We start from the raw sequence: 19,074 nt of genomic DNA, 5'->3' as shown, positions 1-19,074 counted from the left end.
ATTTATGCGAAAAGTCCTGTTATTTTTGTTTTTTGCGTGAAAAACGCATTTTTTGGTTATAATCATGAATGAATACAGTTGCGTCGTGGTTTTCTATGTGTTACTCTTTTTACAGAATTGGTTCATGACCCTTTGAGAGGAGGTGAATGGTGTGAATAAAACAGAATTAGTAAACTCTGTTGCTGAAGCTGCAGGTCTTTCTAAAAAAGACGCTTCTAAAGCAGTTGAAGCTGTATTTGATACAATTCAAGATGCTCTTGCAAAGGGTGACAAAGTACAATTAATTGGTTTTGGTAACTTTGAAGTACGTGAACGTGCGGCTCGTAAAGGTCGTAACCCACAAACTGGTAAAGAAATCGAAATCGCTGCTAGCAAGGTACCTGCTTTCAAACCAGGTAAAGCGCTTAAAGATGCTGTAAAATAATACACGTCTAGTAGTTACATAGAGCAGTCTTCATGTAAACGAGCATGAGGGCTGCTCTTTTTAACTTAATTTATAAAATGACTTATAGCAGTAATACATGAAATCGTTTTACTAAGATTTGTATACATAGCATAATGAACGACAACTATGACTTGCTTCACCACAAGTCCCTTATTACTAAAAATGAGGATAAATGCCAAATAGGAACGGATAAGAGCAAGCATTCCATCAAAGATTGATTTATGTTAAATGCTCTAGAAGGATAGCATGGATTTTAAGATGACTTTTTGAGCAAACTTGAATATAAAATTTGGAAACAAAGACGGCAGTTAATGCCTAATTACAGAAGTTATGTTGAATTTCTTTTAATTCAAGTAAGTCGTTTTGCGCTTAACTTTTGGATATGCTACGATGCATAGGGAAATGTGTAATGTTTTGATACGCAGGAGGGTTTTTACGAATGTCGAATGTAGATTTATTGAAAATAGAACAAGCAGTGAAAATGATTTTAGAAGCTGTGGGCGAAGATGTGAATCGTGAAGGATTACTCGATACACCAAAACGCGTTGCTAAAATGTATGCTGAAATGTTTAGTGGCTTACATGAAGATGCAAAAGATTATTTTAAAACGGTTTTCCATGAGGATCATGAAGAACTAGTGCTTGTAAAGGATATCCCATTTTACTCAATGTGTGAGCATCATCTAGTGCCATTTTACGGCAAAGCACATGTAGCTTACATACCAAACGACGGCATTGTAGCGGGCCTAAGTAAATTAGGTCGCGCAGTGGAAACGATTGCACGTCGTCCGCAATTACAAGAACGGATTACATCATCAGTAGCCGACACGATTATGGAAATGCTATCTCCTAAAGGTGTTTATGTCGTTATTGAAGCAGAACATATGTGTATGACTATGCGTGGACTGAAAAAGCCTGGATCTAAAACGGTTACATCAGTTGCACGTGGCATTTATGAACAAGATGAGGTAAAACGTAGAGAAGTCTTGTCATTTATTCAAATGTCTTAAACTGCATGTCTAATTATGTTATGATGGACTAAGAATTTGTCGGATTTAAGGAGTGTACAGACAATGGCGCAAGATTATATAGTAATACAGGCAGAAGAAGATGGTGTACATGTAATTGGGTTAACACGTGGTACGGATACGAAATTCCATCATTCTGAAAAATTAGATGCAGGGGAAGTAATGATTGCTCAATTTACTGAGCATACTTCTGCCATGAAAATTCGTGGCAAAGCACAAATCCACACAGCACATGGTGTTATTCAAAGTGAAGGTAAAAAGTAGCATAGTCATGTAAGTTAGCTTCCGTCGGTAGAGTCAACATACAGTGCTGATGACTGGTTAGTTATAATCTGCAGATGTGCCAAATGCATATGAAAAAAGTAATATGTGTTGGTGAAACTGGCTTTTACGGGCAAGTAGATTTCCTACCATTTTTTTCTTGTACTTTCCGTGGTAGGGTTCTACTGCCCGTTCGTGTTGGTGAAAGCAAAAACTTTTTATTCCGAATAGATGCTTATGCTATAATGACTCAGTAAGCAAGCGTTAAGTCATGTTGATGATGAACGTATTTGAAAGTGAAATGGAGTAAGGTCTATGAATGCAACATACATTCAAAATTCAATTGCACAGTTAAAAACAGAGATTTTCATGGATGTTCGTCATAGAACTTTGCAAAAATACACAGGAGCGCCTGTGCTCGATGAAAATCAACTGTTTTACTTGTTAGTGCCCTTCTTGAATGGAGAAGAGTGGCAACAAGAGCAAAGGGAAGCTGCAATAACTGTTGGAATTGTATATGCAGCGTTAGCGGCACATGATCATATAAAAGAATTAGATGCCACTTCAAAGGAACAGCAGCTAACCGTTTTGGCTGGGGATTTTTATAGTGGCCGGTATTATGAAATTTTAGCAATGTCGGGAAATGTCGCATTAATTCGGAATTTATCACAAGGTATCGTGTCACGTTGCGAACATCAAATAAAAGTGTATGAGGCAAAACAGCGTACAGTGGAACAATGGTGTTCTTCAATTAGCAATATCGAGTCAGGTTTAATTGCGAAATTTTTTGAGCTTTATGCATTGCATCATTATATTCCAATAATGGAGAAGAGCTTATTGATCTTACGATTAGAAAGAGAATGGGCTATGTATCAACGTGGACAAAAATCATTGATGAGTAAAGTGCTGGAACAAAGTGCATTACAGACAGGCGCGACCTTCAATAGCGTCTTACAAGATAAAATTGCCCGCTTAAAAACAGAGCTGTTGCAAGTAATAGCACAAGCATCATTTTTACAAAGTGATGTGAAACAAGCTCTACAAGCACGTGTAGATGCATCGATTGCTTCTACAAACGGATAAGAGAGGTTTTTCTAAAATGGCTAAATCAAAAGAAGAGCACGTTCACGAAGTATTTGAAAGTATTTCTGAAAGCTATGACAAAATGAATGGTGTAATTAGCTTCCAAATGCATGTAGGTTGGCGCAACGATACGATGAAGCGCATGGCTGTCAAGCCTGGATCGAAAGCGCTAGATGTTTGTTGTGGCACAGCTGACTGGACAATTGCACTAGCTGAAGCAGTTGGAGAAAGTGGCGAAGTTAAGGGACTGGATTTCAGTCATAACATGCTGCAAGTGGGCGAAAAAAAAATAACGCCTTACCCACAAATTGAACTGATACAAGGAAATGCAATGGAATTACCATTTCCAGACAATACATTTGATTATGTGACGATTGGTTTTGGTCTACGCAATGTTCCTGATTATTTACAAGTGTTAAAAGAAATGAATCGTGTTGTAAAACCGGGGGGCATGGTTGTATGTTTAGAAACATCTCAATCAGAAATACCTGGCTATCGACAACTATTCCGTTTTTATTTTAAATATATTATGCCGATATTTGGTAAAATTTTTGCGAAAAGTTATAAAGAGTATTCTTGGTTACAGGAATCTGCAAATGATTTCCCAGGTATGAAGAAGCTAGCGGCAATGTTTGAACAGGCAGGTTTAGAAAAAGTAACGTACAAAGCATACAGTGGCGGTGCTGCGGCAATGCATATGGGCTTTAAAAAGGTACGTTAATGGGGGAAGGTTTTCAAGCGTGGAAAAGATGAAGTTAAAACTACTCTATTCCGATTTGAAGTCAGATATTGATATCATCGAACAAGAATTAGAAAAAGCGGTGAATTCGTCTTCGCATTTAATTAACGATGCTTCTCTCCATTTATTACAAGCTGGTGGCAAACGAATCCGACCAATCTTTGTGTTGCTTGGCGCAAAATTTGGCGATTATGATATCGAAAAGATGAAAAATGTGGCTGTGCCTTTAGAGCTCATTCACATGGCGTCGCTAGTGCATGATGATGTGATTGATGATTCCGATATGCGACGAGGACGTCCAACTGTCAAATCCCAATGGAATAACAGAGTAGCAATGTACACGGGCGATTTTATTTTTGCACGTGCACTTGAGTACATCACAAAGCTAGAGGATCCACTTGTTCATCAAATTTTGGCACGTACAATGGTAGAAATTTGCAATGGCGAAGTGATACAAATTGAGGACAAGTTTAGATTGGATCAGGGCTTAAAGGATTACTTCAGACGTATTAAACGAAAAACGGCATTACTTATTTCTTCAAGTTGTGAGATTGGTGCAGTGGCAGCAGGTGTTGATGCAAAAACAGTAAGCCATTTGAAACGCTTTGGCTACTTTGTTGGTATGAGCTTTCAAATAATCGATGATGTATTAGATATTATGGCGACAGATAAAGAATTAGGGAAGCCAGCAGGTAGTGACTTATTGCAAGGCAATATTACCTTGCCGATTTTGTTATTAAAAGATGATCCACAAATGCAACCTTACTTAGCAAAAGTGTTTGCAGGGACATTAACGGAGCTTGAGCGCCAAAATATGTTGCAATATGTGCGTAAATCTGACGCAATTACACAAGCTAATAAAATGAGTGATAAGTATTTGAAAAAAGCTTTACAAGAAATAGATGCTTTACCAAAACATCCAATTAAGAAAAAGCTTCGTGACATCGCTTTGTTTATGGGCAAGCGTAAATTCTAGCTTTTTGTTGTGCTAAAGCTTATTTTTTGTTAATATTTATCGGTAGGTGTAAAACCTGTTAGACGAATTTAAGGAGTGTTTTAAACATGGCAATCGAAAAAACTTTTTTAATGGTTAAGCCTGATGGCGTAGAACGACAAGTAGTAGGTGACATCGTTGACCGTTTTGAACGTCGCGGTTTTGTATTAAAAGGCGCTAAATTAATGGTAATTCCTCAAGAATTAGCTGAAAAACACTATGCTGAGCATGCTGAACGTCCATTCTTCGGTGAATTAGTAGACTTCATCACTTCTGGTCCAGTATTCGCTATGGTATGGGAAGGCGAAAACGTAATCAAACTTGCACGTACAATGATGGGTGCTACGAAACCAGAAGAATCTAACCCAGGTACAATCCGTGGTGACTACGCTACAACTGTATCTCACAACATCATCCACGGTTCTGACTCTCTTGCATCTGCAGAGCGCGAAATCGGTTTATTCTTCGGTGAAGATTTAGTTTAATTCGCACTTCTTAAGAAGCGTAGCGAAAAAAACTACGAATAGAACTCAATAAAAAAATCATCTATTTTTCGATGTGACTTTTACCTTCTAACAAAAAAATGTTAGGGGGTTTTTTATTTGTCAAAATCTCCCAATAAAGTGAAGGACGCAAACATTGATTTAAGCTTTTTGACTAGCAAAACTGAAATAGAACACCAAAGAAAGCAATGGTGAAAAAAATCAATAACTCAATAGTTAAAATGGATTCTTTTGATGAGTTGGACAACAAAAATATAACAATTCAATACGCGACACAAATTTTAAATTAACAGTGGTGACTAAACGGATTAAGACCAAGGATAATTGATAGGTATAACTATAATTTTAAGCGTTTTGTTGAGGTAACCGAAGTTGAATATCTACATAAAATTAATAATGAAAAATTGATCAATATTTGTGAAGGACATTTCTTTATATGGTCGTTTAAGCCGTTTTAAGCAAGTGTTACGATAATGGCTGGATATACACTCAAAGTTTTGGACAAACATCAAAATAAAAGTAAATTCAAGCGTTAAGGAAGCTGCTACAGAAAAAGAGTTAGCATTAGTGTTATTGCTTTTGGATAAATCAACCATGGGGTTGCGTTTGATTTTATATTTAAACATTATTATCGTTATCGACCTGATAAATAATTTCTTGAAGAAAGATTCCCTCAATTCAGTTGAATTAATGGGTGTGTAGAAGTGCGAGATTATAAAACAGATTATGATGGGATTGCGGTAGCCTATCATTAAGTTGGTGTGCTTTTCTATATGAATAAGATTAATGAATAAATATAAAGCGACAAAGCGAACACAAGCTCATGGTGGTAATAAGGCGTGTAACAAAGTGCTATTCTTTCAACTTTGAGTCAGCCAGCTTACAACAACAATGGTAGCAAGCTTATAGAGTCCTTTAACGAGCTTGCAAGAGTTGATAGATTTTGCTTGGGCTTGTTTCAATGGACGTTAGGAAGCTTACCTATTTCATAACAATCACTATGTACAAACTTTTCACCGAATTAAAATTAAACAATATATGTTTGAGCTATCATTTATCATTCTACTATGTTAAATTAAGGAATAAATGACTAATACCTCTATCTCAAATATTGGGTTTATGATAACATATATTTGAATCTTTTAACTTTAAATACTTATGAAAGGAAGTGTAATAATCATATATGAAAAAGATATTGAAACCATTGATTAGTGTTATTGCCATTGGTACCCTCTCTCTATCTATAAACATCGATAAAAATGTATTCGCTAATAATATTGCAAATACATGTGCGTATAATTCGACATCGAAAGTAAACCCTGATTATTCCACAATGAACTGTTTGTTAACTGAAACAGCACTGAAATATGATGTTCCTCCTGAAATTGTGAAGGCAATAGCGGAAGGTGAAAGTGGAAATTGGCGTCATTTTGATAAGAATGGTGAAGCAATTGTGACAGCTGATAATGGAATAGGCATTATGCAAATTACAAATCAAGCAGGCTACAACCAAGATAGACTAAAAAGCGATATTGTCTATAATATTCAAGCTGGTGTAGAGACGCTAGATAATATGTTTAAGCGAAAGGATTTACCTAGCATCAACGGTGGAGAAAGAGATGTACTGGAACATTGGTACTTCGCTATCATGGCTTATAACGGTACTAAGCCAGTAAATAGTCCAATTGTTCAAGCAACTGGTGAAAGAAATACCAATGCCTATCAAGAAAGAATTCTCAGTATTATTAATAAATTGGAATTAATAGACTTAACAGAGCTGCCTTTTTCACGTGAACATTTTCAATATGACTCTAACAGCAGGGAAAATATTAAATTTTCAACGATGAACTATGACTTTGATTTACCATTAACAAAATCTAAGTATTATTTTGAAAAAAATCAAAAGGTTAGTGCAATAACGAATGTAACAATTAGGACAAGACCTACTACGGATAGTCCTTCTTTGGGTACTTTACGTGAAGGTGAAATTGTTACCATTACAGGTCCTTTTGAATATGAAAAAGTATCAATGAAGAAAAACCATTTTGTGTGGTATCCTGTGAAAAGAAGTGACGGGACAGAGGGCTATGTAGCATCAAGTTATTTAAACTACTCAGCTGCAACACCAACACCTCCAGTAACACCGCCCACAACGGGCAACGTTGATGTATCAAAGTTTGCTGATTACAATGCAAACCAATACTGGGCTGAGGATTTTAAGTGGGCAGTCAACATCGGTATCATAAGTGGATACCCAAATGTGAAAAACCCATCAACAGGTAAGTACGAAAACTTACTTAAACCGTACACGAACTTAACGGAAAACCAAATGTTATCTATCCTATTCCGTTACTTCAAACCATCAGAACTAGCTTTAACGAAAGCTAATACTTCATGGTATGGAGACGTAAACTACCAACTGGCTACAAAATACTCTCTACCTGTCCTAGGTGCAAACACAGCATCCAAACAAGCCATTGCAGGGAAGGATATCACACGAGGTAACTTCGCTCGTATCTTAGCTTCAATGCATTATGGTAAGACCGTATCTCAGTCAGAGGCTATTAAATTCCTTCGTGATAATGGTTTAACAACTACTAAAACAAATGAAGAGTTTAAACCAAATGATTCTCTAGCAAGAGCGCACACAGTGGCATTCTTCCACCGTTACGAACAAATATTTAATAACTAAATTGCTACTTACAAGTGAAAAGGTGACTATAAAATTTTATTTATCTATAATTATTTTTACAACAACAGAATATAATGTTACACATTATGATTGTTCAAGACGGTACCCAAAAGGGTTTCGTCTTTTTATTTTATTAGCACTTTTCTTCCTATTCCACAATCGGGCCATATTGTTGAATAACGTTCTTTTATGAAATGCGCCAAACGAAGGTTTGAAATTTTAAAGTCCACCTAAATAAAATCTTAATGATTAAATACTCTTTGAAAAACGATTCGATTTTGTCTTTCACCTACATAATTTTTGATAACCTTCCTTGAAATTTGGTTGCCTCATAGAAATCAATAGCTCCTGCATTTATAGATGTAGTTATATAATGTATTTTAAAAGAAGAGAATACTAGATGAATGTTGGATAAAATACGCCCTAAACGTCCACTGAAGAATGCTAGCTCATCTTGATTTGCTTTCGAAATAGCGTACATTTTTTCACCTAATGGATATATCACAAAAATCGTTAGTGGGACTGGAATGAGTAACAGCAGTATCATTTTCCAGTCAATCCATAGCAAAAAAACAACGGCACCAAGAATTGCGAAAAGCCCTGATACAAAGGACACGACTGCTCAGTCACAAATTCCTTCAAGACATTTGTATCCTGCGTAATCCGACTCATCGTTTCGCCTGATTCATGCGCATCATAATACGATAAACGTAAATGTAGCATATGGTCCCACACTTCTGTACGTAAATTTGCGACAACCTTTTCACCTAAGCGACGCATCATATAAAACGGAACAGCACTTAATATCGCCTGTACAATTAAAATTGCAATGACTGGTAGTAGCGACTTCACTGCAAAGCCAGATGCTGAAATTTGATTAATCAGCTTCATCGTTAGCAATGATACAGCAAGCCCTGCTTAAGCTAATGATAACTAAAAACACTAATCGACCCTTCGCAATTTAACTGCGATTCATCAGTGTCCAAAGCTGTGACACCTTGCCCTGCATTACGTTTCACTACTCGCTTTCGTCATAACCTTTTCAAAACGGAAAAACTCATATTCTTCATCAGATTCAGGCTCTTCACCTTCAACGTTCGGACCTGGATTTCCTCGGTGATAGAATTCTACAATGTGAAATCCACACTTATTCACGTAAAAATGAATATTACGTTTTTCAAAGTACGGTGTGTGTAGTTCCCATACTTTCGTCTCTGGGAACGCTGCTTCTATTGTCTGCCACACCTTTGTCCCAAGACCTTTGCCGTGTGCATTAGCCTTTGTATAAAGGAAGTCCACTTCGTTTCGCTGCGTGTCGTTATTAATTTTTAAGACAACCCCACCGATTCTTTCGCCGTTTTGAACAAGTTGGCGCACGACCGACTCATTTGCAGTAAGCGAATGCTCGAAATCCTCATCAGACGGGAGTAGTCCCATTTCAGTTGGTTTTTGTGCCTCAAATAAACTATCTTGTAACCCTTTCATGAACGCCTCTTGTAATTCTTCTTTAAATATTGTTAGCTCTTCTTTCAGTACAGGTGCTAATGTTATTTGTTCTTGTGTTGTCATTTATATAAATCCTTTCTATCTTTGATTAAAAAATTCGCCCGATTGTTAGAAACAGTAGACTCCATAGGAAAGCACTTATCCCTGCATATAACATGTATTTTTTTAGAGATATATACGACATCCCACAAAGATACCCTGCAACGTGTCGCATACCAGGAATAAAATAGCTCACAATGATGGCAGGGGCGCCGTATTTTTCAATCCAGTTCGCCACATTACTATTCCATTTCCGAGATAGTCTAAACCATTTCCCAAGCCGATCCAGCAACGGACGGCCAATCTTATTACCAAGTACATAGCTCACCAACATACCAATAAGGGAGCCACTAAACACCGCTAACAGTGAAAAGCTATAATGTAATAAGCCGATTTTCGTAAAATAACCGACAAGTAATACCATCAATTCATCAGGAATCGGTAGGCTAAATAGTCCGAGAGCAAGTATAATAAATATTGCTGTATACCCATAGTTTTCAATTAACTGATCAATGAACGTCATGAACTTCTTCCTCATTTTTCTTTATTTTCTTAAAGTGAGGGAATTTCAGATGGCTCACCATTAACCAAGCAAGAAAACATGTACTTACTGCTAATAACCTCGGTGACATAAACGATGTACCTAAAAATAACCCAATGGCTGCTACTGGAACAGGTAGTCCGACAAACGTTGGTAAATTATTTTGCATCACATTAAATCGGGCTAAGCGAAGCACCGCACCGATACTATAAAGCAGAGCAACTCCTAAACCAAATTGCCCAAACTGTGTTAAAACAAGTTGATATGCTAAAATCGCTGGTGCAACCCCAAATGTCACAATATCTGAAAGTGAATCTAACTCTTTTCCAAAGGAGGAAACAGCATTCAATTTTCGTGCTGTCCATCCATCGAATAAATCAAATAATAAGCCTAAACTAATACAGGCAATTGCAATATCAAATTTTTGTTCAAAAACGGCGTATATCGCTAGTACCCCACAAGCGAAGTTACAAAGTGTCAGCATCGTAGGTAATAGCTGCTGTCGCATCAAACCATCTCCTCTCTTACTTTAAGACAGTGAATCCAACCCTTACGTAAGTTATGGCTTGTCTCATGTATAATTTCGTGTTAACTTCACAACAAATAGTGTAAAGTGTGGATTGACTCCAGAGTAAAGAAAGAAGTGAAAAGTAATGAAAAAAACGACCGAAAAAACATTTTCCACTGGCGAGTTTGCCAAGCTGCTTGAAATTAACAAGGATACGTTACTGTATTACGATAAAATTGATTTATTTAAACCAGCAGGAACTCACAATAATGGTTATCGTTATTACACGTTTGAACAGTTCGAACAATTCGTAGCCATTCAGTCACTACGTGCAGTTGAGCTACCGATTAAAGAACTCAAAACGTATTTTGATGCACCTAATATCCAATCGTTACAACAACTAGCAATGGAACAGTACGAAAAAGTCGCATTAGAAATTCAAAAATTGGAAGATATTCAGTTTTTCCTTGAACGTACAGTTGCCCTAACAAAGGAGATGGGGGAAATTTCATTCGGTGAAGTCTTAGTGAAGCAATTACCAGCCGAACCCGTTGTGTATAGCGAGGAGAAAATAGATTGGACGGTATCAATGGAACAACTGTATGAACAATCTAGCCAATTTTTAAAAAGGCTCGGCGTTAAAAGTACGGCGGCATACGGTGTAGTTTATCCGAAAGAAGACTTTATGAAGGTACGGCCTGCAGTAAAAAGCTACCTCTTTTGTCGCCTAAACGACTCTTCAGCGAAAATGAAGCCAGCAGGATATTATGCAATCATTTATCATCAAGGAACTTATGAAGAAATCGCAGTAACGTATGATACGTTACTCAATTATTTGGAAAAGGCGCAATTCAAATTGGACAGTGATATATACGAGGAATATTTCCTACATTCCATTGCAGCAAAAGAAGAAAAGGATTATATTACAAAAATTAGTGTAAAAGTAAAATCGCGTGAGGTGAGTTAGCAACGTCTTTAAAGTTTGTTATACGTTACGTCTATCTTGATGGATAGGCGTTTTTTTTCACCCCTCAAAAAAAATCTTGAAACACCCTTTACTCTAGAGTTACTCCATACTTTACACTCACGATTAGTCGTTATCATAACGACCGATACTTTTTTACTGGAGGCACAAAAATGACACAAAAGTTTACCCCCTTACCCGAAAAAAGTCGAACAATTTCTATTGATGTTCTACGAGGATTTGCATTACTTGGAATTTTGCTAGTCAATATGCCTACATTCCATAGTCCGTTTCTTTACTTAGATTCATTTACATATTGGCCAAGTAAAATGGATAAATTTTTTCAAGGAATCGTTGACTTATTTGCACAAGCCAATTTTTACCCACTGTTTGCCTTTTTATTTGGCTACGGGGCAATGATTATTGCAGACCGTTCACAAGTAAAAGGGATTTATTTCCCTGCTTTTTTTGCACGTAGACTAGCAATCCTATTAATAATTGGCTGTATACATGCCTTTCTTATTTGGAATGGTGATATTTTAATCACGTATGCTATTACAGGTTTTTTCTTTATTTTGTTTTATCGACTAAGTGGTCAAATGTTGTTACGTGTTGGCGTTGTGATTTACTGTATTCCCGTTTTATTTACAACGTTTTTATCAATGCACTCTCAAGAACATTTTAGTGAAAATGTAGATGCTGTTCAGACATCAATTCAAAACTATAGCAGTGGTAGTGTTTTAGAAATTTTAAAACAGCGGGCTACTGATTGGGCATATATGAATTTAGAAATGAGTGCTGTTACACTTGGAATTGGTGTTTTAGGACTTATGTTATTAGGTGCGGCATTTGCGAAGTTACGATGGCTTGTTGATGTCGACAACCACAAACGCTTATTGATTGGTTTACTAATAACTGGACTTATTTTTGGACTTGGTGCGAGAATAGCATCTTCCTTTTATATGGATAGCCTGTTCCTTGTGATCATGCAAGAGCAATTTAGTGGTGCATTCATCGCATTATTTTACATGATAGTGATTGTATTATCGACACAAACGACAATTGGGCAAAAGCTATTAAAACCATTCGCGAATGTGGGACGTCTATCGATGAGTAATTATCTACTTCAGTCTATTGCCATGACGTTCATTTTTTATAGCTACGGATTGGGTCTATACGGCAGTATTTCCTATACAGCTGGCTTTGTCTTAGTATTTGCGTTCTTTATCTTTCAAACACTTTTAAGTAAATGGTGGATGACACGCTTCCAATACGGGCCTATTGAATACATTTGGCGTTGGGGGACATATGGGCAAAAGCCAACGTTCAAAAAACAAAAAATGCCTTATTAACTTAAATTATGTAATATAGCGATTCAAGGTAAGATGACGATAAAACATATTCAATTCTATGTTTATCGTCTTTCACATTATTTGAGTAATTTTAAAAAATCCTGATATAAAATATACCTAACTTGAAGTTAATTCTGTCTATTATAATGATGTTGATTTTATTGAAATGGAAGTTTATAAAGGCAGGGTTACTTAGGGGCTTTAGCAAAAAAAAACGTTATTCCACAATCGGACGCGATTCTGTAACAAGAATCAGAGCTCATATTCATTAGAGGGCAATTTGTAAAATGTGCAGTCTTTTAACAAATCTAAATGAGAAAGATTGCAAAATAAAATAGTACGCCACTAAATTAAAGCATTTAGTAATGTGCATTTTTATTAAAAGTGTAACATTATAAGCTAAACACTATTAAATAAGACTTTATGTACAATTACTTGTACTTAATCTTACAGAATGGTCATCTTTTCTTTTTTATGTTTAATAAATCCTTTCTTGACACACTTGGAGAAAGCATAACAATGGAAGGCGCTATAATAAGTGACAAAATAGCTATTGAAAGACAAATGAATTTACAAACTTTCCATCTGTTTTGGCTGCGAGTGCAATCCTTATAAGCTATAACTTTTTTTAGATAAATGCTATAATATTCAGATAATTCGTTGCTAGTAAATAGTTTTATAAAGCGGTATATATTTTCTAGCAAGCAAATAAACTTAAACGTAATGCATTAAGGGGAATGACAGAAACGTTTTAGAAAAGGGGTAGTGATATGAGAGAAGTAGTAATAGTAGCAGCTGTTCGTACCGCAGTTGGGCGTAGTAAAGGCGCTTTAAAGGATGTACGTGCAGATGATTTAGCAGCAGATGTATTACAAGAAGTAGTAAAGCGTGCAGGGATTGACAAAGGTCAAGTGGAGGATGTTATTTTCGGCTGTGTGACGCAATCAGGTGAGCAAGGTGCAAATATTGCCCGCACAGCGTTATTAATGGCAGGCTTCCCAGAGAAAGTTCCTGGCGTCACGATTGATCGACAATGCGGTTCTAGCCAGCAAGCTGTGCATTTTGGCGCACAAGCTATCTTAGCAGGTGATATGGATACTGTCATTGCTGGTGGTGTAGAAAGTATGACAAGGGTGCCAATGTTTTCAAATATGCAGAGTGCCCATAAAGGCAAACGCTTACAAGAAAATTATACGATTATTCATCAAGGGTTATCAGCTGAGAAAATGGCGGCAAAATGGCAATTTTCAAAAGACCATTTAAATCATTTTGCTTATGAAAGTCATAGGCGAGCTTTAGCAGCCATTGAGGCAGGTCTTTTTCAACAGGAAATCATGCCTGTCCATCTCACACAAGAAGACGGAACGGTTACCATATTTAATGTCGATGAAGGGCCTCGAGCAGATACAACGATGGAACGATTAAATAACTTAAAAACCGTCTTTCAAGAGCAAGGGGTTATTACAGCCGGTAATGCAAGCCAAATGAGTGATGGGGCATCGGCTGTCGTGCTGATGTCGTTAGAAAAAGCACAAGAGCTTGGCATTCAACCGCTTGCAAAAATTGTTACACGCGTTGTGGTAGGCTCTGATCCGACGCTTATGCTTACGGGTCCAATTGAAGCTACAAGACAAGCCTTGAAACGTGCAGGACTGACAATTGAAGAGATAGATACGTATGAAGTCAACGAAGCCTTTGCTCCTGTGCCACTTGCTTGGTTACATGATATCGGTGCAGACCCAGCAAAGCTAAATCCAGATGGTGGTGCTATTGCTTTAGGGCATCCATTAGGAGCAACGGGTACGAAGTTGTTAACGACAATGGTATATCGGATGCAACGTGAAAATTTACGCTATGGCCTCATTGCTATATGTGAGGGTATGGGTATGGCAAATGCCACAATTATTGAAAAAATGTAAAGGGGTTGTGTGGGATGAAATGTCATGAAGTTGTAGCGATTGTAACAGGTGGTGCATCAGGTTTAGGGGAGGCAACTGTCCGGAAAATTGTTGGAGAAGGTGGTAAAGCTGTTATTTTTGATGTCAATGATGAGAGAGGGCAGACACTTGTGCAAGAATTAGGTGATAATGTCCGCTATGTTCGTGTTGATGTGACACAGGAAGCGGATGTGGCAGCGGGCATTGAACATGCGATAGCAACATTTGGACTGATTAATGTAGCTGTTAACTGTGCAGGGATTGCGGATGCGAGTAAAGTCATTTCAAAACGAGGTGTCCATGCACTTGAGTTATTTTCGAAAGTGATAGCTGTCAATTTAATTGGGACATTTAACGTTATTCGTCTTGCAGCCGAACAAATGCAGCATAATAAGCCTGATGAAGATGGGCAGCGAGGCGTTATGATTAATACAGCATCTGTGGCTGCATTTGATGGTCAAATTGGACAAGCGGCTTATAGTGCCTCAAAGGGTGGAGTAGCGGCGATGACATTGCCAATTGCGCGCGAGCTTGCAGAGTTAGGAATACGAGTAATGACGATCGCGCCTGGGCTAATTGAAACGCCGATGTTTGCGTCGCTAGCTGAACCAGCTCGTACAGCACTAGCAACTATGACACCATTTCCTAAACGTCTTGGCAAACCATCCGAATATGCATTGCTTGTAGAAAGTATTATTCATAATGTTATGCTTAATGGCGAGGTCATTCGCCTTGATGGTGCGATACGCATGCAACCGAAATAATAAAATTGAAGTACTTATGATGTAAATGAATAGTCGTCGATAAAAACAAATGTTTTGTAGCAGCGGTCAGCTTCGGTTTAATTAGGACGTGATAAACGTCAGGATAATGAAAGGGAGCGATGTTATGCATATGATGGATACACCTTTACTACTAACAAGTTTTTTAAGTCGGGCAGAACGATTCTTTCATGCGAAGAAAATCTATTCGCGTACAAGCCCTACAACGATTCATGAGTTTACTTATAAAGAGTTTGCTATTCGTACTCGTAAATTAGCGGATGCTTTAACAACACTAGGCATGGACCGAGGTATAAAAGTGGGTACTTTTGCTTGGAATCATCATCGTCACTTAGAGGCATATTTTGCCGTACCGTGTGCTGGTGCAGTACTGCATATGATTAATATTCGCTTGGCGCCTGAGCATATCGTGTATGTGATAAATCATGCAGAAGATGAAATTTTACTTATTGATGAAAATCTAGTTCCTGTCATTGCACCAATCGTGTCCCAGCTTAAAACAGTGAAGTATTTTATTGTTATGGGGGATGCAGTGGAATTGCAAAACTCGCTATTACCCAATGCGCTGTCTTATGAAGAACTACTTGCAGAGGCAAGTGGTGATTTTGAATTTCCAGACGATATAGAGGAGAATGCACCTGCTGGCATGTGCTATACAAGTGCAACAACAGGTATGCCAAAGGGTGTTGTCTATACACATCGGAGCATTGTTCTTCATAGCATTACAGCTGGGCTGTCTGATAGCATCGCGATATGTGAACGTGATGTCGTGTTACCGGTCGTCCCAATGTTTCATGCCAATGCTTGGGGCTTACCGTTTGCTAGCGTGTTATTTGGGGCTACTCAAGTACTACCTGGACCGATGTTTACACCGCAGCTATTAGCGGATTTAATTGAACAGTACAAAGTAACATTAACAGCGGGCGTTCCAACGATTTGGCTTGGTGTGTTACAAGCGCAACGTCAACAACCACGTGATTTATCGTCGTTACGTTCGATTATTTGTGGTGGCTCTGCATCGCCCATTGGTCTTGTGCGCGGTTTTGAAGAAGAACAAAAAATTCCGTATTTTACGGGCTACGGTATGACCGAGACATCACCACTTGTTAGCTTATCGACCTACTTATCACATATGGAACACTATACGACAGACGAAAAAATGCACGTTCGCACAACGCAAGGGATCACGATGCCACTTCTTGATATGCGAATCGTTAATGAACATGGTGAGGTACCATGGGACGGCAAGACGATGGGAGAAATTACAATAAGAGGCCCTTGGATTGCTAGTGAATATTATAAAGATGAGCGCACGGCAGAAGCTTTTAAAGATGGGTGGCTATATACTGGAGATATTGCGGTGATGACCCCTGATGGCTATATTAAAATTACAGATCGTACAAAAGACTTGATTAAGAGTGGTGGGGAATGGATTTCATCTGTGGAGCTTGAAAATGCCTTAATGACACATCCGAAAGTGTTTGAAGCGGCCGTGGTGGCCATTCCACATGAGAAATGGTTGGAACGTCCGCTGGCATGTGTCGTTCCTAAGCCTGAATATAAAGATTCCATTACGAAGGAGGAACTGCTCGATAGTTTGCGTACACAGTTCCATAAAACGTGGATTCCCGATGATGTTGTTTTTTTAGATGAAGTGCCGAAAACATCCGTTGGCAAATTTATGAAAGCTAAGTTAAGGGAAAATTTAAAAGATTATCGTGTGAAAATTTAACAGTTATATTAATATGGTAATAGACTGGAGCTGGGACATAACTCAAAAAATTTAAGAAACAGACGAAAGGTGTTCATAATTTTTTGCTATATGGAGAACTTAGCTATTCATGCTCTTGCAATAAAAAAATTAGAAGTGTTCACTAGTTGTTGGTAGCGGAGGTGGTGACTCCTGCTCAGAACAGCACACAATGTAAGACGCTGGCATTCCGAGCGTTAGCGAGGGTTGTGGCTTACTGTGCTGAGCGGAAAGCACCGCCGTAGCGGACAACAACGGCATAGCGAAAAAGTGTTGGATTGATTGCAGTCAATCTAACACTTTTTCTCTTTTGATGCCTTTTATTGCATTGGATGCTGTGTTGAGAGAAAACGCTTGATGTCTATAACAAAAGATGTGTGTTTTTCCATTGTTGATTAATTAGAAAATGGATGGAGTACACTTAAAAAAGGAAACTATTTGCTTGTTTTATCGTATAATCTTTATAGATAATCTTTATAGATAGGGGGAAGAGAAATTATGGAAATCGCTATTGTTGCTATTATTGGCGGCATTATGGTCGCTTTGGCTGGCATATTTACTGATGCGCGTACGAAGGGACAAAAACTTAAATTAAAGACAATCGAACAAGAAGTGGAATTAGAGAAGCTAAGATTGGAATCATATACAAAAGAAACCGAAAAACTGCGACTAGAATTGGAACATTCGAAAGTGCTACTATTAGAAGAGAAGAAAAATACAACGAGGTAACTTTGAATACACATGAAAGACTATTTCAGTAAAGGCATTTTTCCGCTATAATGGAAATACGACGCTAGAGGGGAAGATGACCGTATGTCAGATTATGAACAATTTGTAGAAGGTATTAAGCGCAAAACAGGTATTGATTTAGCGTTATATAAAGAAGCGCAAATGAAAAGACGATTAACTTCACTCTATGAGAAAAAGGGATATCGTAATTTTGTTGATTTTTTTAAGGCTCTTGAACAAGATCGCGATTTAATGAATGAATTTCTAGATCGAATGACCATTAATGTTTCGGAGTTTTATCGAAATGGAAAGCGCTGGGAAGTATTGCAAAAGAAAATTTTTCCAAAGTTATTGCAATCCAACAAGCGTTTGAAAATTTGGAGTGCTGCCTGTTCTACTGGGGAAGAACCTTATTCATTAGCAATGGTATTATCACAATTAGTACCGTTATCGCAAATTCAAATAATCGCCACAGATTTAGATGAAAATGTCATTCAAAAAGCTAAATTGGGCGTCTATCCAGAGCGTTCTTTAGCAGAGGTTCCAAAAGATATTCAGGCGAAGTATTTTGAGCAAGAGGGAAGCTTCTACCGAGTGAAAGATGAAATTAAACGTTGTGTGACATTTAAAAAGCATAATTTGCTTAACGATCATTATGATGCCAATTATGATCTGATCGTGTGCCGCAATGTGATGATTTATTTTACCGAAGAAGCAAAGGATCAAATCTATGCAAACTTCAGTAAAGCATTACGACAAGATGGCATTTTATTTGTCGGCTCAACGGAGCAAATATTTAATCCTTCGCGTTATGAATTTGAGGTAGAGGATACATTCTTCTATCGAAAAAAATAGCAAACTATATGATGAAAAGCATTCGTACAGTGAACAAGATGACTGTCACGTACATAAAATTGCCAAGACACTAGACATAGATGATCGTACGCTTTTCGCTTGTCATAAGCAAAAAGCGTATTTTTTTATTAAGTTCACCATTTTGCTGCCGATAATTTCCAGTAGAATGTGTAGCGTTAGAATAGTTGGATGTGTTACTAGAAAACCTTCTTTTTTTAAATGAATCGTTCAGAATATTCGCATATAATACTGTGCTGTTTATTTGAACGTATTAATAGCAAGGTGGTATGACATTTGTAAAAGGACTGTTTTTTTAGAGAATATATGTTATAGTGAAAAATACATACTTTAGCGAGTTGAAGGGAGA

General features: G+C 37.6%; 18 protein-coding genes and 1 pseudogene. 15 read left to right on the top strand and 4 right to left on the bottom strand.

What is annotated here, in order from left to right:
• Positions 1–151: 151 nt before the first annotated feature.
• From hbs to LS41612_RS15625, 8 genes are all read left to right on the top strand, one after another.
• Entirely contained in the window at positions 152–424 is a 273-nt protein-coding gene (gene hbs / locus LS41612_RS15665) for a non-specific DNA-binding protein Hbs (protein ID WP_004232618.1), read from the top strand.
• A gap of 460 nt (positions 425–884) precedes the next feature.
• On the top strand, positions 885–1,454 hold the full coding sequence (gene folE, locus LS41612_RS15660; protein ID WP_024364288.1) for a GTP cyclohydrolase I FolE: 570 nt from the start codon (positions 885–887) through the stop codon (positions 1,452–1,454).
• Positions 1,455–1,517: 63 nt separating this feature from the next.
• Entirely contained in the window at positions 1,518–1,736 is a 219-nt protein-coding gene (gene mtrB / locus LS41612_RS15655; RefSeq protein ID WP_010858802.1) for a trp RNA-binding attenuation protein MtrB, read from the top strand.
• 312 nt (positions 1,737–2,048) lie between these two features.
• Complete coding sequence (locus LS41612_RS15650) at positions 2,049–2,816, top strand: heptaprenyl diphosphate synthase component 1 (protein ID WP_024364287.1); 768 nt, start codon at positions 2,049–2,051, stop codon at positions 2,814–2,816.
• A 16-nt stretch (positions 2,817–2,832) separates the two neighbouring features.
• Positions 2,833–3,537, top strand: a complete 705-nt coding sequence (locus LS41612_RS15645; RefSeq protein WP_024364286.1) for a demethylmenaquinone methyltransferase — start codon at positions 2,833–2,835, stop codon at positions 3,535–3,537.
• Between the two features lie 19 nt (positions 3,538–3,556).
• Positions 3,557–4,531 (top strand): heptaprenyl diphosphate synthase component II, encoded by a 975-nt coding sequence (hepT, locus tag LS41612_RS15640; RefSeq protein WP_024364285.1) that lies wholly within the window; start codon positions 3,557–3,559, stop codon positions 4,529–4,531.
• A gap of 86 nt (positions 4,532–4,617) precedes the next feature.
• Entirely contained in the window at positions 4,618–5,034 is a 417-nt protein-coding gene (ndk, locus tag LS41612_RS15635; protein ID WP_024364284.1) for a nucleoside-diphosphate kinase, read from the top strand.
• Positions 5,035–6,235: 1,201 nt separating this feature from the next.
• Complete coding sequence (locus tag LS41612_RS15625) at positions 6,236–7,744, top strand: SH3 domain-containing protein (RefSeq protein WP_029747407.1); 1,509 nt, start codon at positions 6,236–6,238, stop codon at positions 7,742–7,744.
• Between the two features lie 289 nt (positions 7,745–8,033).
• Here LS41612_RS15625 and LS41612_RS15620 read toward each other — a convergent pair.
• From LS41612_RS15620 to pssA, 4 genes and pseudogenes are all read right to left on the bottom strand, one after another.
• A pseudogene (locus tag LS41612_RS15620) lies at positions 8,034–8,635 on the bottom strand (ABC transporter transmembrane domain-containing protein).
• 117 nt (positions 8,636–8,752) lie between these two features.
• Positions 8,753–9,313, bottom strand: coding sequence for a GNAT family N-acetyltransferase (locus LS41612_RS15615; protein ID WP_024364280.1), 561 nt, complete (start codon positions 9,311–9,313; stop codon positions 8,753–8,755).
• A 25-nt stretch (positions 9,314–9,338) separates the two neighbouring features.
• Entirely contained in the window at positions 9,339–9,812 is a 474-nt protein-coding gene (locus LS41612_RS15610) for a DedA family protein (RefSeq protein ID WP_029747406.1), read from the bottom strand.
• Positions 9,799–10,338: a CDP-diacylglycerol--serine O-phosphatidyltransferase gene (gene pssA, locus LS41612_RS15605; RefSeq protein ID WP_024364279.1), complete on the bottom strand. Its 540-nt coding sequence runs from the start codon at positions 10,336–10,338 to the stop codon at positions 9,799–9,801. The genes LS41612_RS15610 and pssA overlap by 14 nt, the downstream gene beginning before the upstream one ends.
• Before the next feature lie 145 nt (positions 10,339–10,483).
• On the opposite strand from pssA, the gene LS41612_RS15600 reads away from it, so the two are divergent.
• The 7 genes from LS41612_RS15600 (at position 10,484) to LS41612_RS15570 (ending at position 18,707) form a co-directional block, all read left to right on the top strand.
• Positions 10,484–11,305 carry a MerR family transcriptional regulator gene (locus tag LS41612_RS15600; protein WP_029747405.1) on the top strand — a complete coding sequence of 274 codons (822 nt, stop codon included), beginning with the start codon at positions 10,484–10,486 and terminating at the stop codon, positions 11,303–11,305.
• A 170-nt stretch (positions 11,306–11,475) separates the two neighbouring features.
• Positions 11,476–12,654: a DUF418 domain-containing protein gene (locus LS41612_RS15595; RefSeq protein WP_024364278.1), complete on the top strand. Its 1,179-nt coding sequence runs from the start codon at positions 11,476–11,478 to the stop codon at positions 12,652–12,654.
• Between the two features lie 770 nt (positions 12,655–13,424).
• Complete coding sequence (locus LS41612_RS15590) at positions 13,425–14,573, top strand: thiolase family protein (RefSeq protein WP_024364277.1); 1,149 nt, start codon at positions 13,425–13,427, stop codon at positions 14,571–14,573.
• Between the two features lie 14 nt (positions 14,574–14,587).
• On the top strand, positions 14,588–15,355 hold the full coding sequence (locus LS41612_RS15585; protein WP_024364276.1) for a 3-hydroxyacyl-CoA dehydrogenase: 768 nt from the start codon (positions 14,588–14,590) through the stop codon (positions 15,353–15,355).
• 124 nt (positions 15,356–15,479) lie between these two features.
• Entirely contained in the window at positions 15,480–17,105 is a 1,626-nt protein-coding gene (locus LS41612_RS15580) for a long-chain fatty acid--CoA ligase (RefSeq protein ID WP_024364275.1), read from the top strand.
• Positions 17,106–17,621: 516 nt separating this feature from the next.
• The gene (locus LS41612_RS15575) at positions 17,622–17,852 is read left to right on the top strand and encodes a hypothetical protein (protein ID WP_024364274.1); all 231 of its coding nucleotides are present in this window, start codon (positions 17,622–17,624) and stop codon (positions 17,850–17,852) included.
• A gap of 84 nt (positions 17,853–17,936) precedes the next feature.
• Positions 17,937–18,707, top strand: coding sequence for a CheR family methyltransferase (locus LS41612_RS15570; protein ID WP_024364273.1), 771 nt, complete (start codon positions 17,937–17,939; stop codon positions 18,705–18,707).
• The last annotated feature ends 367 nt before the right edge of the window (positions 18,708–19,074 follow it).

Origin of the sequence: Lysinibacillus sphaericus (assembly GCF_002982115.1) — a bacterium.
GTDB classification, from domain to species: Bacteria; Bacillota; Bacilli; order Bacillales_A; family Planococcaceae; genus Lysinibacillus; species Lysinibacillus sphaericus.
Note: the sequence above shows the minus strand (reverse complement) of the source record. Positions and strands in the feature narration are given on the sequence as shown.

Bases quoted from the DNA above. Each gene is read 5' to 3' on its own strand.
- folE (WP_024364288.1), top strand. From the start codon at position 885: ATGTCGAATGTAGATTTATTGAAAATAGAACAAGCAGTGAAAATGATT.
- mtrB (WP_010858802.1), top strand. From the start codon at position 1,518: ATGGCGCAAGATTATATAGTAATACAGGCAGAAGAAGATGGTGTACAT.
- LS41612_RS15650 (WP_024364287.1), top strand. From the start codon at position 2,049: ATGAATGCAACATACATTCAAAATTCAATTGCACAGTTAAAAACAGAG.
- LS41612_RS15645 (WP_024364286.1), top strand. From the start codon at position 2,833: ATGGCTAAATCAAAAGAAGAGCACGTTCACGAAGTATTTGAAAGTATT.
- ndk (WP_024364284.1), top strand. From the start codon at position 4,618: ATGGCAATCGAAAAAACTTTTTTAATGGTTAAGCCTGATGGCGTAGAA.
- LS41612_RS15625 (WP_029747407.1), top strand. From the start codon at position 6,236: ATGAAAAAGATATTGAAACCATTGATTAGTGTTATTGCCATTGGTACC.
- LS41612_RS15615 (WP_024364280.1), bottom strand. From the start codon at position 9,313: ATGACAACACAAGAACAAATAACATTAGCACCTGTACTGAAAGAAGAG.
- LS41612_RS15610 (WP_029747406.1), bottom strand. From the start codon at position 9,812: ATGACGTTCATTGATCAGTTAATTGAAAACTATGGGTATACAGCAATA.
- pssA (WP_024364279.1), bottom strand. From the start codon at position 10,338: ATGCGACAGCAGCTATTACCTACGATGCTGACACTTTGTAACTTCGCT.
- LS41612_RS15600 (WP_029747405.1), top strand. From the start codon at position 10,484: ATGAAAAAAACGACCGAAAAAACATTTTCCACTGGCGAGTTTGCCAAG.
- LS41612_RS15595 (WP_024364278.1), top strand. From the start codon at position 11,476: ATGACACAAAAGTTTACCCCCTTACCCGAAAAAAGTCGAACAATTTCT.
- LS41612_RS15590 (WP_024364277.1), top strand. From the start codon at position 13,425: ATGAGAGAAGTAGTAATAGTAGCAGCTGTTCGTACCGCAGTTGGGCGT.
- LS41612_RS15585 (WP_024364276.1), top strand. From the start codon at position 14,588: ATGAAATGTCATGAAGTTGTAGCGATTGTAACAGGTGGTGCATCAGGT.
- LS41612_RS15580 (WP_024364275.1), top strand. From the start codon at position 15,480: ATGCATATGATGGATACACCTTTACTACTAACAAGTTTTTTAAGTCGG.
- LS41612_RS15575 (WP_024364274.1), top strand. From the start codon at position 17,622: ATGGAAATCGCTATTGTTGCTATTATTGGCGGCATTATGGTCGCTTTG.
- LS41612_RS15570 (WP_024364273.1), top strand. From the start codon at position 17,937: ATGTCAGATTATGAACAATTTGTAGAAGGTATTAAGCGCAAAACAGGT.